Origin of the sequence: Plantibacter sp. PA-3-X8, from assembly GCF_003856975.1 — a bacterium.
In the GTDB taxonomy this organism is placed as follows: domain Bacteria; phylum Actinomycetota; class Actinomycetes; order Actinomycetales; family Microbacteriaceae; genus Plantibacter; species Plantibacter auratus.
This window is the reverse complement of record NZ_CP033107.1, coordinates 2,943,176-2,958,360: the sequence shown is the minus strand read 5'-3', so window position 1 is coordinate 2,958,360 and position 15,185 is coordinate 2,943,176. Positions and strand designations below refer to the sequence as shown.

General features: G+C 70.5%; 17 protein-coding genes. All 17 read right to left on the bottom strand.

The genetic code is table 11. From position 1 onward, the window contains the following. Nucleotides 1-77: 77 nt before the first annotated feature. The 17 genes from lgt to gmk all read right to left on the bottom strand — a co-directional run bounded on the left by lgt (nt 78) and on the right by gmk (nt 15,179). Complete coding sequence (lgt, locus tag EAO79_RS13990) at nt 78-1,091, bottom strand: prolipoprotein diacylglyceryl transferase (protein WP_079002517.1); 1,014 nt, start codon at nt 1,089-1,091, stop codon at nt 78-80. 75 nt (nt 1,092-1,166) lie between these two features. Then, nucleotides 1,167-1,979 (bottom strand): tryptophan synthase subunit alpha, encoded by an 813-nt coding sequence (gene trpA / locus EAO79_RS13985; RefSeq protein WP_124769352.1) that lies wholly within the window; start codon nt 1,977-1,979, stop codon nt 1,167-1,169. Further along, the gene (gene trpB / locus EAO79_RS13980; protein ID WP_370281926.1) at nt 1,976-3,226 is read right to left on the bottom strand and encodes a tryptophan synthase subunit beta; all 1,251 of its coding nucleotides are present in this window, start codon (nt 3,224-3,226) and stop codon (nt 1,976-1,978) included. Before trpB ends, trpA begins: the two co-directional genes overlap by 4 nt. Continuing rightward, nucleotides 3,223-3,999, bottom strand: a complete 777-nt coding sequence (gene trpC / locus EAO79_RS13975; protein WP_124769351.1) for an indole-3-glycerol phosphate synthase TrpC — start codon at nt 3,997-3,999, stop codon at nt 3,223-3,225. Before trpC ends, trpB begins: the two co-directional genes overlap by 4 nt. 2 nt (nt 4,000-4,001) lie before the next feature. Then, the gene (locus EAO79_RS13970; protein WP_079705940.1) at nt 4,002-4,232 is read right to left on the bottom strand and encodes a DUF6704 family protein; all 231 of its coding nucleotides are present in this window, start codon (nt 4,230-4,232) and stop codon (nt 4,002-4,004) included. A gap of 115 nt (nt 4,233-4,347) precedes the next feature. Further along, nucleotides 4,348-5,040: a Trp biosynthesis-associated membrane protein gene (locus EAO79_RS13965; protein ID WP_085510892.1), complete on the bottom strand. Its 693-nt coding sequence runs from the start codon at nt 5,038-5,040 to the stop codon at nt 4,348-4,350. A 13-nt stretch (nt 5,041-5,053) separates the two neighbouring features. Next, nucleotides 5,054-5,443 (bottom strand): phosphoribosyl-AMP cyclohydrolase, encoded by a 390-nt coding sequence (gene hisI / locus EAO79_RS13960; protein WP_079705938.1) that lies wholly within the window; start codon nt 5,441-5,443, stop codon nt 5,054-5,056. After that, a complete protein-coding gene (hisF, locus tag EAO79_RS13955; RefSeq protein ID WP_124769350.1) occupies nt 5,440-6,204 on the bottom strand; it encodes an imidazole glycerol phosphate synthase subunit HisF in 765 nt (254 codons plus the stop codon). The genes hisI and hisF overlap by 4 nt, the downstream gene beginning before the upstream one ends. A 47-nt stretch (nt 6,205-6,251) precedes the next feature. Continuing rightward, complete coding sequence (hisG, locus tag EAO79_RS13950) at nt 6,252-7,091, bottom strand: ATP phosphoribosyltransferase (RefSeq protein WP_124769349.1); 840 nt, start codon at nt 7,089-7,091, stop codon at nt 6,252-6,254. 76 nt (nt 7,092-7,167) lie between these two features. Next, nucleotides 7,168-7,431 (bottom strand): phosphoribosyl-ATP diphosphatase, encoded by a 264-nt coding sequence (locus EAO79_RS13945; protein ID WP_064293847.1) that lies wholly within the window; start codon nt 7,429-7,431, stop codon nt 7,168-7,170. A 65-nt stretch (nt 7,432-7,496) separates the two neighbouring features. After that, nucleotides 7,497-8,165 (bottom strand): ribulose-phosphate 3-epimerase, encoded by a 669-nt coding sequence (gene rpe, locus EAO79_RS13940; RefSeq protein ID WP_124769348.1) that lies wholly within the window; start codon nt 8,163-8,165, stop codon nt 7,497-7,499. A 10-nt stretch (nt 8,166-8,175) separates the two neighbouring features. After that, a complete protein-coding gene (locus tag EAO79_RS13935; RefSeq protein WP_371413646.1) occupies nt 8,176-9,663 on the bottom strand; it encodes an RsmB/NOP family class I SAM-dependent RNA methyltransferase in 1,488 nt (495 codons plus the stop codon). Next, a complete protein-coding gene (fmt, locus tag EAO79_RS13930) occupies nt 9,660-10,589 on the bottom strand; it encodes a methionyl-tRNA formyltransferase (RefSeq protein WP_124769347.1) in 930 nt (309 codons plus the stop codon). The genes EAO79_RS13935 and fmt overlap by 4 nt, the downstream gene beginning before the upstream one ends. 28 nt (nt 10,590-10,617) lie before the next feature. Beyond that, complete coding sequence (locus tag EAO79_RS13925) at nt 10,618-12,552, bottom strand: primosomal protein N' (protein ID WP_241160890.1); 1,935 nt, start codon at nt 12,550-12,552, stop codon at nt 10,618-10,620. Between the two features lie 26 nt (nt 12,553-12,578). Further along, nucleotides 12,579-13,772 (bottom strand): methionine adenosyltransferase, encoded by a 1,194-nt coding sequence (gene metK, locus EAO79_RS13920; RefSeq protein ID WP_064293843.1) that lies wholly within the window; start codon nt 13,770-13,772, stop codon nt 12,579-12,581. A gap of 202 nt (nt 13,773-13,974) precedes the next feature. Continuing rightward, nucleotides 13,975-14,232 (bottom strand): DNA-directed RNA polymerase subunit omega, encoded by a 258-nt coding sequence (rpoZ, locus tag EAO79_RS13915; RefSeq protein WP_056005756.1) that lies wholly within the window; start codon nt 14,230-14,232, stop codon nt 13,975-13,977. Nucleotides 14,233-14,300: 68 nt separating this feature from the next. After that, nucleotides 14,301-15,179 carry a guanylate kinase gene (gmk, locus tag EAO79_RS13910; protein WP_124769345.1) on the bottom strand — a complete coding sequence of 293 codons (879 nt, stop codon included), beginning with the start codon at nt 15,177-15,179 and terminating at the stop codon, nt 14,301-14,303. Nucleotides 15,180-15,185 lie beyond the last annotated feature (6 nt).

The following is a 15,185-nucleotide window of genomic DNA, read 5'->3' as shown; positions in this document are numbered from 1 at the left end:
CGCTGGCCCTGGGACGAAACGGGTGATGGATCCCCTGCTGAGCCGGGATCCACCGGGCCGACGAGGGTGCGTTCAGCCTAGGAGCGAGAGCCGGTCTTGCTTGTGGCGACCGTGGCTTCGGACGACGGAGTGGATGACGCAGTGCGGTCTGATCCGTCGGCATCGTCGTCGGCGGAGGCACTGCGCAGCCCCAGGTTCTCCGCGTCGGTGTCGTAGTAGTCTACCGCAGCCTTCGGATCGGCCCAGGAACGGCCGGGGACGTACGGCGACGGCTCGGCACCCGTGTGGCGACGCGACTGGATGACGATGATCGCGAGTCCGACGACGATCGCGAGGATCGCGGCCCAGACGTTGGCTCGGATGCCGAAGAGGTACTCGCTCGGGTCGATCCGGATGGTCTCCCAGACCGTGCGACCGGCGCCGTACCAGATGAGGTAGACACCGAACAGGCGGCCCCACTGCGGGTTGAAGCGGTGTCCGATCCAGAGGATGACGGCCACCCCCAGCAGGTTCCAGATGATCTCGTACAGGAACGTGGGGTGGAACAGCGTGCCGGCGGGCAGACCGATCGGGAACGCGGGGTTGCTGGCCTCGATCTCGAGGCCCCAGGGCAGGTCCGTGGGGAGCCCGTAGAGCTCGTGGTTGAAGTAATTGCCGAGGCGACCGAACGCCTGGGCGAGCAGCAGGCCGGGCGCGAGGGCGTCGGCGAAGGTCCAGAACCGGATCCCGGTCATGCGGCAGCCGATGTAGGCGCCGACCGCTCCACCGATGAGCGAACCGAAGATCGCGATGCCGCCCTCCCAGATGTAGAGCGTCCGCAGGAGGTCGGCACCCGGGTAGAAGTAGTCGCCGGGGTGGGTCAGGACGTGGAAGATCCGCGCACCGATGATCCCCAAGGGGATGGCCCACAGGATGATGTCGAGCACGATGCCCGGCTCGGCACCGCGCTTCGTCAGCCGGCGGGAGGTGAGGATGGTGGCGGCGATGATCCCGGCGATGATGCAGAGCGCGTACATGTGCACCGTGAACGGGCCCACGCTGAAGGTCGCGATGTCCGGGTTCGGGCTCGGGATGCTGAGGGGTGCAATCACTGCAGTGGTCGCCTTTCGTTACGAACTCTGATCGAGTGTACGGCTTTCAGCATCGCGGACGTGGTGAGGATACCCTCAGCGGGCGGTGCCGGCCGCGAGTGAACGGGCGACCTCGGTGATCGCCGGGACGCCGCCGTCGGCGAGAGCCTTGACGAACACAGAGCCGACGATGGCTCCGTCGGCGTACTCGAGGACCGAGCGGACCTGCTCCGCGGTCGAGATGCCGATGCCGACGCACGCGTGCTGTGCCCCCGCCGTGCGGAGACGACCGACGAGGGTCTTCGCGGCCGCGTCGAGGTCCTGCCGGGCACCGGTGATGCCCATCGTGGAGACGGTGTACACGAAGCCGCGGGACCGTTCGGTCACGAGCGACAGGCGGTCGTCGCTCGAGGTCGGTGCTGCCAGGAAGACCCGGTCGAGGCCGTGTCGTTCACTGGCGTCCAGCCAGTCCGCCGCGGCGTCGGGGGTGATGTCGGGGGTGATGAGCCCGGCTCCGCCGGCCGCGGCGAGGTCGGAGGCGAACCGCTCCACGCCGTACTGCAGCACCGGGTTCCAGTACGTCATGACGAGGACCGGGACGTCCACGGCGGCGCGGATGGCGCTGATCGCCGTGAAGACGTCGCGCAACCGGAACCCCTCCGCGAGGGCGGTCATGGTCGCGGCCTGGATGACCGCTCCGTCCATGACGGGGTCGGAGTAGGGCACGCCGAGCTCGAGGACGTCGACGCCGTTCTGCGCGAGCGCGATGGCGGCGTCGATACTCGTCTGGAGGTCGGGGAATCCGACGGGGAGGTACCCGATGAGGGCGCCGCGGCGGTCCACGGAGGCGGCGTCGATCGCCGATGCGACCGGTGAGACCGTCGTGTGGTCGGTGGCCGGGGCGGTCATGCGTTCCGCCCGGCTTCGTCGAGGAGCCCGAAGTAGGTGGCAGCCGTCTCGACGTCCTTGTCTCCGCGCCCGGAGAGGTTGATCAGGATGGTCGCCTCGGGGCCCAGCTCCTTGCCGAGGACGATGGCCCCGGCCAGTGCGTGGGCGGACTCGATCGCGGGGATGATCCCCTCGGTGCGGCTCAGGAGTCGGAAGGCCTCCATCGCCTCGGCGTCCGTCGCGGGGACGTACGTCGCCCGGCCGGTGTCGGCGAGCCAGGCGTGCTCCGGTCCGACGCCCGGGTAGTCGAGGCCTGCGGAGATGGAATGGGACTCGACGGTCTGGCCGTCGTCGTCCTGGAGGACGAAGGTGCGGGCACCGTGCAGGACACCCGGACGACCGCGGCCGATGGACGCGGCGTGCCGTGGGGTGTCGACGCCGTCGCCGGCAGCCTCGACTCCGTAGAGCGCGACGTCCGCGTCGTCGAGGAAGGCGTGGAAGATGCCGATGGCGTTGGAGCCGCCACCGACGCAGGCGACGACCGCGTCGGGAAGTGAACCGTTCAGCTCGAGGAGCTGTGCGCGGGCCTCTTCTCCGATGATCTTCTGGAAGTCGCGGACCATGACCGGGAACGGGTGTGGGCCCGCCGCGGTGCCGAAGATGTAGTTCGTGGTCTCGACCGACGCGACCCAGTCGCGGTACGCCTCGTTGATGGCGTCCTTGAGAGTCCGCGAGCCCGTCGTCACGGGGATGACGGTCGCGCCGAGCAGTCGCATGCGGGCGACGTTGAGCGCCTGACGCTCGGTGTCGACCTCGCCCATGTAGATCGTGCAGTCGAGGCCGAAGAGTGCGGCCGCGGTGGCCGTGGCCACACCGTGCTGACCGGCCCCCGTCTCGGCGATGACGCGGGTCTTGCCGATGCGCTTCGTGAGGAGCGCCTGGCCCAGGACGTTGTTGATCTTGTGCGAGCCGGTGTGGTTGAGGTCCTCGCGCTTGAGGAAGATGCGTGCACCACCCGCCGATGCGGCGAAGCGTGGCACCTCGGTGATGATCGACGGGCGGCCGGCGTAGTCGCGGAGCAGCGTCGTCAGCTCGGCCTGGAAGCTCTCGTCGGCCTTGGCGGCCTCGTAGGCCGTCGCGAGTTCGTCGACCGCGGCGATGAGCGCCTCCGGCATGTAGCGTCCGCCGAAGTCGCCGAAGAACGGACCGGCTTCGTCTCGGAGGTGCGTCGGTTCCGCGTGGGCGGGGGTGGCTGGTGACATGGTCATGCGGTGGCTCCCAGGAACTGTTCGAGGGTGGCGACGGGGTCGCCGGTGACGAGCGCCTCGCCGACCAGGACGACGTCGGCGCCGTCACGTCGGTAGGCGGCGACGTCGGCGGCGCGGAGCACAGCTGACTCGGCCACCTTGACGGCGTCGGCGGGGAAACGGTCGGTCAACGATCCGAAGAGGTGTGGGTCGAGTTCGAAGGTGCTGAGGTTCCGCGCGTTGACGCCGATGAGCCGGGCACCGATGTCGCTCGCTCTGGCCAGCTCCTCGGCGGAGTGGGTCTCCACCAGCGGGGTCATGCCGAGCTGCAGGACGAGTTCGTGCAGCGACGACAGCGTGGCCTGGTCGAGTCCGGCGACGATCAGGAGGACCAGGTCGGCGCCGGATGCCCGGGCTTCGAACACCTGGTACGGCAGGGAGACGAAGTCCTTGCGTAGGACCGGGATGCGGATCGCGGCCCGGACGGCCTCGAGGTCTTGCAGCGAACCACCGAACTTGCGACCCTCGGTCAGCACGCTGACCGCGCTGGCACCACCCTGCTCGTAGAGCGAGGCGAGGAGCGCAGGGTCGGGGATGTCGGCCAACGCGCCGCGGGACGGACTGGACCGCTTGACCTCGGCGATGATCTTGACCTGGTCGGCCGGGGCGAGCGCAGCAAGGGCGTCGATGGCCGGAGGGGCCTCGACAGCAGCGGCTTCGACGACTGCAGCCGGACGGCCCGCGAGGCGCCCGAGAGCGTCCTCCTTCGCGCCGGCCATGAGGTCGGCGAGCATGTTCAGTGCTCTTTCGCCACGGTCTTGGACCCGCCGACGCCGTATCCCGCCTTGGCGAGGACACCGCCCGTGATCCACCCGAGGAGGAGGACGCCGGCGGAGGCCCAGACGAGGACGGGCATGTCGAGCCAGAAGAAGACCGTACCGGCGGCGAACGCGACCAACATGATGATCACGGCCGTCCAGGCGGCGGGCGAGTGTCCGTGGCCGGGGTCCGAGGGGTCGGTGCTCATGGTTCTCCTTCTGTGCGAGTGCGGGTTCCAGTGTACCGGCAAGCGGTGCGCGGTTCCGTGCGTGGGCCACGAGTTCCCAGGTGGCCCGGGGTGCCGTCGTGGTTCGGCGGAGCGGTCAGCGCGTCGGGTCGTCGCCGCGGCTGAGGTCGTCCCAGGCGCCCACCGGGTCGGCGCTCGGGGCCGTCTCGACCTGCGTGAACCGGACCGCCTGGTACTTCTTCGACGGACCGGGCCACCGGCGGTGGGTGAGCACGGTCGCGAGCCCGGCGAGTCCGAGCACGACGCCGAGCACCAGGGTGATCGCCGGCCAGGCGGTGAGCGTGGTCGCCGCGACGAGGTCGATGGTCGACTGGCTTCCGGCGACGCCCGTGGCCTCGGTCACGGCCGCCGCGCCCGCGGTCGCCGGCGAGGCGAGCACCGCGATCGACGAGATCATGACGCAGGCGCCGATCACGGCCTCCAGCAGGCCGAGGATGATGCGGAACACCGGCCCGGCGATGGCCAGCGCCGCGACGAGGGCGAGACCGGCGAGCGCGAGTGCGGACAGGGCGGGAGCGGCGACGGAGCCGACGACGTCGAGCGCGCCGGAGTGCGGGCCGACGCCCACGAGGCTGATCGAGAGCCAGGTCTGGGTCCACGCTGCGAGGATGAGCGCGTCGGCGAGGACGGCGGTGACGAGGAGCAGGGTCTTCAGGCGGCGCTGACGACTGCGGAGAGCCCTGGACTCGAGCTCGTCAGCCTCGGACGGTTCGTCGGGCCTCGGCGGCTCCACCGGCCCGGACTGGGGTGCTGCGGTGCTCTCGGTCATGCTCCAACTCGATTCATGGTGTCGGCGATGGCGCTGCGACGACGTCGAGGCTCCGGCCGTCGAAACAGCTGCGCGTACCCGTGTGGCAGGCGGCGCCGTGCTGATCGACCTCCACCAACAGGGTATCCCCGTCGCAGTCGTAGGCGAGCGCCCGGACGAACTGCACGTGGCCGGAGGTGTCGCCCTTGCGCCAGTACTCCTGTCGTGACCGGGACCAGTAGGTGACCCGACCCTCGGTCATCGTCCGGCGGACGGCCTCGGCGTCCATCCACCCGAGCATGAGCACCTCGCGGGAGTCCCACTGCTGCACGATCGCGGGGAGCAGGCCCTGCGCGTCGAAGGTGAGCTGGCCGATCGCGGTCTCCGGGTCGGCGCCCACCGGGATGGTGATGTCCGCGCTCATGCCCGCACCGTCCAACCGGCGTCGGCGAGTTCCTGTTTGACCTGGCCGATCGTCAACTCGCCGTTGTGGAAGACGCTCGCGGCGAGGACGGCGTCGGCACCCGCGGCGATCGCGGGTGGGAAGTCGGCGAGGCGGCCTGCTCCCCCGGACGCGATGACCGGAACCCGGCTGATCTCGCGCATGGCGCTGATGAGCTCGGTGTCGAACCCGGCCTTGGTGCCGTCGGCGTCGATCGAGTTCACCAACAGCTCGCCCGCACCGCGTTCGATCGCCTCGGTCGCCCAGGCGAGCGCGTCGAGTTCGGTCTCACGTCGGCCGCCGTGTGTCGTGACGATCCATCCGGATGCGCTGCCGGCGTGTCGCTTCACGTCCAGGGAGAGGACGAGGACCTGAGCGCCGAAGCGGTCGGCGATCTCCCCCAGCAACTCCGGTCGGCCGATCGCGGCGCTGTTCACGCCGACCTTGTCCGCCCCGCTGGCCAGCAGCCGGGAGACGTCCTGGGTCGAGCGGACCCCGCCGCCGACCGTGAGCGGGATGAAGACCTGCTCGGCGGTCCGGCTGACGAGGTCGTAGGTGGTGTCGCGTTCGGCGACGGTGGCCGTGACGTCGAGGAAGGTCAGTTCGTCCGCGCCCTGCTCGGCGTAGCGCTTCGCGAGTTCGACGGGGTCGCCGGCGTCGCGGAGGTCGAGGAAGTTGACGCCCTTCACGACGCGCCCGTCGGCGACGTCGAGACAGGGGATGACTCGGGTGGCGAGTGACACGGAGGCCTCCGCAGAGCGACTGGGACGGGTGGTGAGGGACGGGCGATTCAGAGTCGGGCGGCGTGGATGGCCGTGACGAGGATGGCGCGTGCGCCGAGCTCGTAGAGGCGGTCCATGACGTCGTTCGCGTCGCCGCGAGGGATCATGACCCGGACCGCCACCCACTCGGGGTCGCGGAGCGGCGAGATCGTCGGCGACTCGATGCCACCGGCGACGGCGGTCGCCTGCTCGAGCAGCCGGACCGGGAGGTCGTAGTCGACGAGCACGTACTGCCGCGCGACGAGGACGCCCTGCAGTCGGCGGATGAGCGTCGCGGTGGTGGGCTTCGTCTCCGGCGACGCGATGAGCACGGCGGTGGAGTCGAGGATCACCGGGCCGAAGATGCCCAGTCCGGCCTTCCGGAGGGTCGTGCCGGTGGACACGACATCGGCCACCGCGTCCGCGACCCCGAGCTGGACCGCCGACTCGACCGCACCGTCGAGGTGGACGAGCGTCGCATCCACACCGGCGTCGCGGAGGAAGTTGCCGACGAGGCCGGGGTAGCTGGTGGCGACCGTCTTCCCCGCGAGATCGGAGAGCTCGGAGAACTCGTCGGCCGGACCGGCGAAGCGGAACGTCGACCCGCCGAAGCCCAGCTCGGCGAGTTCAGTCGCGGCGGAGTGCGAGTCCAGGAGCAGATCGCGCCCCGTGATGCCGATGTCCAGGGCGCCGGAACCGACGTAGGTCGCGATGTCGCGCGGACGGAGGTAGAAGAACTCGACGTCGTTCCGTGCGTCGACGACGTGGAGCTCCTTGGTGTCGCGACGGGTCGTGTAGCCGGCCTCCTGCAGCATCTCGACGGCGGTCTCGGACAGCGAGCCCTTGTTGGGCACGGCGACTCTCAGCATGGGGTGGCTTTCGTGTTGTGCGATGGTGTCTCGACAGGGTGATCAGGAGGCGCGGCGGATGCGCCGCGACGTGCTCCTACAGATGTCGGTAGACGTCGGCGGGGGTGAGCCCCTTCGCCACCATCATCACCTGCACGTGGTAGAGCAGCTGGGAGATCTCCTCGGCCGTCTCGGTGTCGCTCTGGTACTCGGCCGCCATCCAGACCTCGGCGGCCTCCTCGACGATCTTCTTCCCGATGCCGTGCACACCCGTGTCCAGTTCGCGGACGGTGCCGGAACCCTCCGGCCGGGTCTCGGCCTTCAGGCGCAGCTCGTCGAACAGCTCGTCGAAGGTTTTCACGTGCTCCAGGGTACCGGTTCCGGGCGGCGGCGCGCACCGCAGACGCGCTGGACCGGCCCGCTGCGTCAGTGGGTGTGCGTCGACGCCTCGGCGGCGGCCCGGAGCAGCGCGATGTTCGAGGCCGGATCGGAACCGCTGTAGACGGCCGACCCCGCGACGAAGGTGTCGGCACCGGCGGCGGCCGCGATCCCGATCGTGTCCGCGGAGATCCCGCCGTCGACCTGGAGCCAGACGTCGAGACCGGTGCGTGCGACCTCGGCTGACAGCGCCTGCAGCTTCGGCATGGTCTCCGGCATGAACGACTGTCCGCCGAACCCCGGTTCGACCGTCATGACGAGCACTTGGTCGAACTCCGGCAGGAGTTCCAGGTACGGCTCGATGGGTGTGCCGGGCTTCACCGCGATCCCGGCACGCGCCCCGATGGAACGCAGGCGTCTGGCGAGGGCGACGGGGTCGCCGGTGGCCTCGGCGTGGAACGTCACCGAGAACGCCCCGAGCTCGGCGTAGCCGGGAGCCCATCGATCGACGTTCGAGATCATGAGGTGGACGTCGAGCGGGACCGGAGACACGTCCTGGATGCGACCGACCATCTGCGGACCGAAGGTGAGGTTCGGGACGAAATGGTTGTCCATGACGTCGACGTGGACGAGGTCGGCGCTCGCGATCCGCTCCAGGTCGGCCTGGAGGTTCACGAAATCGGCGGACAGGATGCTCGGGTTGATGCGCGCGGACATGTGCTCGAGCCTATCGATCGACAGCGGGTCCGGCCGACTCCGCGGGTTTGCGGAGCAGCGCGATGTACATGGCGTCGGTGCCCTGGCGGTGCGGCCAGAGCTGGACCGCGCCACCGGGCGCCGCGGCGTCGAGCGGTTCGGTCGTGACCTGGTCGAGCACCGCGGAGGTGTCGAGTCGCTCCATCCCGGGGTGGGCTCGCAGCGCGCTCTCCACGATCAGTGCCGTCTCGCCGACGTGCGGCGAACAGGTCACGTACGCCACGATCCCGCCGGGAGCGAGCGCGGTGATGGCGGCGTCGAGCAGTGAGCCCTGCAGTCGGGTGAGTTCGGAGACGTCCTTCGGGGTCTTCCGCCACCGCGCCTCCGGTCGTCGTCGCAGCGCGCCGAGCCCGGTGCACGGGGCGTCGAGGAGGATTCGGTCGTAGGTCGCAGGATGCTCCGCAGCGAGCTTCGTGCCGTCGGCGGTCGAGACCGACACCTCGAGCGGGACACCCGCGAGGGCGCGTTCCACGAGACGGGCCCTCGCAGGGACCAGTTCGTTCGCATCGAGGCGTGCCTCCCCGGCGAGAGCCTCGGCGGCCAGGAGTGCCGCCTTGCCACCCGGGCCCGCGCACAGGTCGAGCCATCGCTCGCCGGGCCGCACCGGTACTGCCCGCGTCAGCGCGGGCGCGGCGAGCTGCGAGCCCTCGTCCTGGACGCGGAGGCGGCCGCCGCCGGTCCCGACGAGCTGGACCGGGTCGCCGCCGGGGTTGCGGAAGCCGTATGGGGAGAAGCGGTTCGGCTCGGCGTCCTCAGGCCGGTCGGCGAGCCCCGGGAGCGCGATGAGGTTCACCTGCGGGGCGAGGTTGTCCGCGGCCAGCGCCTCCTCGAGTTCGTCGCCGCGGTCCTGCAGGTCGAGCGCCTGCCTGATGGCCCGAACGACCCACGACGGGTGGGCGGTGCTCACCGCCAGGCGATCGGTGTCGTTCGTGACCTCACCCAGCAGGATCCGCTCCCACTCGGCGGGTTCGGTCCGCGAGATGGTGCGGAGGACACCGTTGGTGAAGCCGGCCGCCGACCGCGAACCGGCGGACCGGGCGAGTTCGACGGACTCGTTCACAGCGGCGTGGCCTGCGACGCGCATGGAGAGCAGCTGATGGGCACCGAGCCGCAGGACGTCGAGGATCGCGTCGTCGATCTCGGTCACGGGACGCTTCGCCGCGTGCGCGATGACGCGGTCGTAGTACCCGCGTCGGCGAAGGGTGCCGTACGTCAGCTCGGTCGCGAGGCCGGCGTCCGCCGGACTCAACTTCGCCTCGGCCAGCCGGTGCGGCAGGAGGAGGTTCGCGTAGGCGTCCGAGGTGCTGACGGCGTGGATGACGTCGAAGGCCACTCGGCGTGCCGGCTGCACGGTCGCCGAGTCACGCGGACGCGTGGGACGCTGGCGTCCGCGTCGGGGTTCCTCGTTGCGGGGCCGTCGGTCGCGGCGTCGCTGGCCCTCGGGCTGCTGGCCGCTCACGCGGTGACCAGCCGATCGGTTCCAGCGGATGCGCCGCGCCACCAGTCGGCGGCGGGCATCGCCGTGCGCCCGGCCGGCTGCACCTGCAGCAGTTGCAACGGTGTGTCCGCCGTGCCGACCAGGACGAGGCCGTCGACGGACGCGATCGTCCCGGGCGCTGGTGGGTCCGTCGGCATGGTCGTCGCGGGGACGGCGCGGTGCACCTTCAGCCGTGACTCGTCGAGGAGGGTGAACGCGCCCGGTTCGGGGGTCACCCCGCGGATCTGCGACCACACGTCGGCGACGGGGCGGTCCCAGACGATCCGACCGTCCTGGCCGTCGAGCTTCGGCGCGAGCGACACCTCGCCCTGCTGCGGGGCCGCGACCGCGGTGCCGGCGGCGATGGCGGCGACGACCTCCGCGGTGAGCGGTGCGCCGAGCTCGGCGAGGCGGTCGAGGAGCTCCCCCGAGGTCTCGCCCTCGCCGATCGGCGTCTCCACCGTCGCGAAGACGTCTCCGGCGTCGAGAGCCGGCACGAGCTGGAAGACCGATGCACCGGTGACTGCGTCTCCGGCCATCACGGACCGCTGGACGGGAGCCGCGCCGCGCCAGGCCGGCAGCAATGAGAAGTGCAGATTGATCCAACCGTGTGCCGGCGCGGACAGGAGGGGTTCGCGGACGAGTCCGCCGTACGCGACGATCACGCCGAGTTCCGCACGGAGCGCGACGATCCGCGCGGTCGCGTCGTCGTCGAGACGTGCAGCGCGGATGACCGGGAGCCCGAGCCGTTCGGCGGCCGCTGCCACCGGCGACGGGGTCAGGACCCGCTTGCGGCCGAGCGGGGCGTCGGGTCGAGTCACGACGGCCGCGATCTCGTGCCCGGCCGAGACGAGGGCGTCGAGCGTCGGGACGGCGACGGCGGGGGTGCCGGCGAAGACCAGCCTCATGCGGTTCGGACTTCGTGGACGGGGTGGATCATGACAGCATCTCCGGATCGTCGAATCGTACTCTGAGTGTAGGCGGGGCTTTCGGCGCCCGCCTGCCGGGGGTCGGCCGTCGACGCTTCGCCGCCTGCGCGACGACGGTCGCCCGCAACTGCTCGGCGACCGCCCTGGCGTGGCCGTAGTCGACCCGCAGGATCGCGACGCTGTCCCCCGCTTCGTCGACGGTCGGGCCGAGCACGCGGCTCCGGTACTCGGCGGGCAGTGCGGCGAGAGCGGCGTCGACGGCGTCGCGGGTGCCGGTGAGGGTCGCGCTCCGGACCGCGGGAGGGAACCCGAGCTCTCTGCGCTCGGCGAGTTCCTCACTCGCGAACCGCGGTTGCTGCCAGAGAGCGAAGGCGTTCGCCACGGGGGCCTCGACGCCGATCAGGAGCACCGGCGCGCGTGGAGCGGCCAGAGCTGCGGCGTTCGACCACCACCGCAGGCAGTCCTCGGCGACGCGGAGCGACTCCCGCGCCAGCATGCGGTCGGCGTCGACCAGGAGGACGGCGGCATAGCCGCCCGCGGCGACGGGCTCCGCGCCTCGGGTCGCGATCACCAGCGCCGGCTCCGGGCCGACCTCGAACTTGGGGGCGTCTCCGTCCGACACCACGACCCGGTACCGGGGGAACGCCCGGCCCAGTTCCTCGGCGGTCCGGCCGGTGCCGGCGGCCGTGACGCGGAACGCGGTGTCGTGACAGGTCTCGCACGACCACCCAGCCGCGAGGTGACCGCACCACCGGCAGGAGGGCTGCGAACGGGCTGTGGCGAGTTGGAGTGGACCGTGGCACACCGAGCAGTGGGCCCTCGTCCCGCACCGTCGACAGGCGAGGTGCGGCGCGTACCCCGGCCGCGCGACCTGGACCAGCACGGGCCCGTGATGCAATGCCTCGTCGACCGCGCGCCACGCGCTCGACGGGATCCTCGCCTGGCTCGTCATGGCGTCGTCGCCGCTGGCCCGGGACACGACGACTCTCGGTCGTATCGGCGGGGTCGGTGCGACCTCGTGCAGCCAGCCGAGTTCGACGAGTCGCTGCGTCTCGGTACTGCGCGAGTGCGCGGCGAAGACGAGGGCGGATCCGCTCATCTCCTGCCGGGTCAACGCGACGTCGCGGGCGTGCACATAGGGGGCGAGCTGCTCCTGATGGAGGGGGTCGCCGTCGTCCCAGAGGGCGATGAGTCCGAGGTCGTGCGCCGGTGCATAGACGGCCGACCGGTTGCCGACGACGATCCGCGGCACCGGATGCAGTCCGTCCAGGTAGGAGCGGTAGCGAGCAGCGGGGGTCTGCTTGGCGTCGGCCCTCGCGACCGCGGCACCGACACCGAGGTCGTCGAACGCCGCAAGGAGGTGTTCGACGTCCCGGTAGTCGGGGACGCACAGGATCGCGCTTCTGCCCTCGGCCAGCTGGTTCACGGCGAGAGCCGCCAGCGTGAAGGACCAGTCCGGGAGCCAGACGCCCGCGCTCGTCGCGGTCAGGGTGGGGATCGCGCTGATCGCGTACCGCTCCCCCGGCGCGAGGCGGTCGAGGGTGCCGGAGGCGAACCCCGGGACGGTGCGCCGCTCGACCGACGGAGGCTCCGGCGGGGTCGCGGCGGTCCAGGTCTTCTCCACCCGGACCTGTCGCGGCGGAATGGCGAGACGCAGGACGTCCATCGCGCTCCCGGCGCTGCGATCCGCGATACGGCGTGCGAGCGTCCACAGGGTCGGGGTCAGGACCGGTACCGACGACACGACCGAGCTCAGCGGGCTGAGCGCCCCGCCGAACTCGCTCGAGTCGGCGAGGTCGACGATCAACCCGTTCGCAGACCGTCCGGCCGAGCGCAACGGCACCGAGACGCGCGCGCCGAGCACGGCGTCATCGGCCAGGTCGTCGGGAATGGCGTAGTCGAACAGGTGGTCGAGCTGTGGCAACGGGGAGTCGAGTACCACCCTGGCGACCCTCGCGCCGACCACGGCTACAGCCCGGCTGCTGACCGCAACGCCTCCACCCGGTCGAGACGCTCCCACGTGAAGTCGGGGAGCTCGCGGCCGAAGTGCCCGTACGCCGCCGTGGCGGCGTAGATGGGGCGGATGAGGTCGAGGTCGGCGATGATCGCGGCTGGACGGAGGTCGAAGACGTCGCGGATCGCGCGCGTGATGTCCGCCTCCGGCACATGGGCCGTCCCGAAGGTCTCGACGTAGAGTCCGACCGGCGCGGCCTTGCCGATGGCGTAGGCGACCTGCACCTCGAGACGTTCGGCGAATCCGGCGGCGACCGCGTTCTTCGCCACCCAGCGCATGGCGTATGCGGCCGAGCGGTCCACCTTCGACGGGTCCTTCCCGCTGAAGGCCCCACCGCCGTGTCGAGCCGCTCCGCCGTAGGTGTCGATGATGATCTTGCGTCCGGTGAGCCCCGCGTCGCCCATCGGGCCACCGACGACGAAGATACCGGTCGGGTTGATCAGGTGCGTCACGTTCGAGCTGTCGAGTTCGACCGTCGCGAGGACCGGTTCGATGACGTGACGCTGGACGTCGCGACGCAGCTGCTCCGTGGAGACACCCGGATTGTGTTGCGTGGAGACCACGACCGTCTCCACGGTCTTCGGGAGGAAGCCGTCGTACCCGATGGTGACCTGGGTCTTGCCGTCCGGGCGCAGGTAGTCGAGCTGGCCGGACTTGCGGACCTCGGCGAGTCGCTCCGCGAGACGGTGTGCGATCCAGCTGGGCAGCGGCATGTACTGCGGCGTCTCGGTGGTCGCGAACCCGAACATGATGCCCTGGTCGCCCGCGCCCTGGAGGTCGTAGGCGTCGACACTGGACTGCTCGCGGGACTCGAAGGCATGGTCGACTCCGGCGGCGATGTCGGCGGACTGCGAGCCGATCGAGACGCTCACGCCGCAGGAGTCGCCGTCGAATCCGATGTCGGACGAGGTGTAGCCGATGGACCGGATGCGCTCGCGGACGATCGTCGGGATGTCGACGTAGCCGCTCGTGGAGACCTCACCGGCGACATGGACGAGCCCGGTGGTGACGAGCGTCTCGACGGCGACTCGACTGCGCGGATCCACCTCGAGGAGTGCGTCGAGGATGCTGTCCGAGATCTGGTCGCAGATCTTGTCGGGATGTCCCTCGGTCACGGATTCGGAGGTGAACAGGCGCAGCTCGGTCATGCGGTCTCCCGTCGGAAGTGGTGGTGCGATGGTGGAGGGATCGGCCGTCGCGGTGTTCCGGGGCCGGACCGTTCATCACTCTAGTCGAGGCCTCGGACACGTCGTCCGTCCATGACGCAAGGCGTCGCGGTGGTGGGAACGGGCCCGACACGACGAATCCGCCGGTCGTCTGGCGCCCGGCGGATTCGTCGTGGTGAAGCGGTTATTCGGCGATCGGCTTGATCTGGAGCTTGTCCTCGTTGATCTCGTGCATCGCGATCGAGAGCGGCTTGTCCTCGACGGACGAGTCGACCAGCGGCCCGACGTTGTCGAACAGGCTGCCCTCGTGGAGGTCGGCGTAGTAGTCGTTGATCTGGCGCGCGCGCTTGGACGCGAAGATCACGAGTGCGTACTTGGACTCGACCTTGGTGAGCAGGGAGTCGATGGGCGGATCGATGATGCCCTTGAGCTTGTCAGCCATGCAGGTTCACACTCCTCGTGTGGTTGTGTTCGGGGAAGATCGGATCGATGCGGGGTGCGCGTCGGACGTCAATCCCCGTGAATCTTCATCAAGTCTACGACCTCTTGGGCCGCGCGGGCCACGTCGTCGTTGACGACACGGTGGTCGAACTCGTCCGCGGCGGCCAGTTCGACCTTCGCGGTGCGCAGTCGGCGCTCCCGTTCCTCCTCGTCCTCGGTGCCTCGTCCGACCAGTCGACGGACCAGTTCGTCCCAGCTCGGGGGCAGCAGGAACACCAGGGTCGCCTCCGGCATCGCCTCCCGGACCTGCCGGGCACCCTGGATGTCGATCTCGAGCAACGCGCTGTCGCCGGCCGCGAGCGCACGCTCGATCGGCTCGCGTGGCGTGCCGTAGCGGTACGCGTTGTGGACCGTGGCGTGCTCGAGCAGGCGGTCGCCCTCGATGAGGCCGTCGAATTCGTCGTCGGTCACGAAGTAGTAGTTCACCTCGTGCTGTTCCCCCGGTCGGGGCTTGCGCGTCGTGGCCGAGACGGAGAGGTGCACCTCCGGGTAGTGGTCGCGGATGTACGCGGCCACCGTCCCCTTGCCGACGGCCGTCGGGCCGGCGAGCACGACGAGTCGGCTGCGCGCGTTCCCCGGGTAGCGCTCGGCGATGAAGGCGCGGAGGCGATCCCGCTGCAACCGCCCGAGACCGCCGAGGCGCTTCACCGAGGAGATGCCGAGCGATTCGAGGATGCGCCCGAGCTTGGTGACGCCGACACTCGGGATGCTGAGGAGGTACTCGGTGATGCGGATGCCGCCCTCGATACCGTCCGGATCGGCGGTCGCGGCGTCGAGTACCTCCAAGGGGGTGCGGGCACCGGAGGCGATGGACGCCTTGACGGTCGCACGCGCGCGGCGTTTGCGAACGGCCTCACGTGAGGCGGCGGCCCGGTCGACCTCCGGCATGTTCCT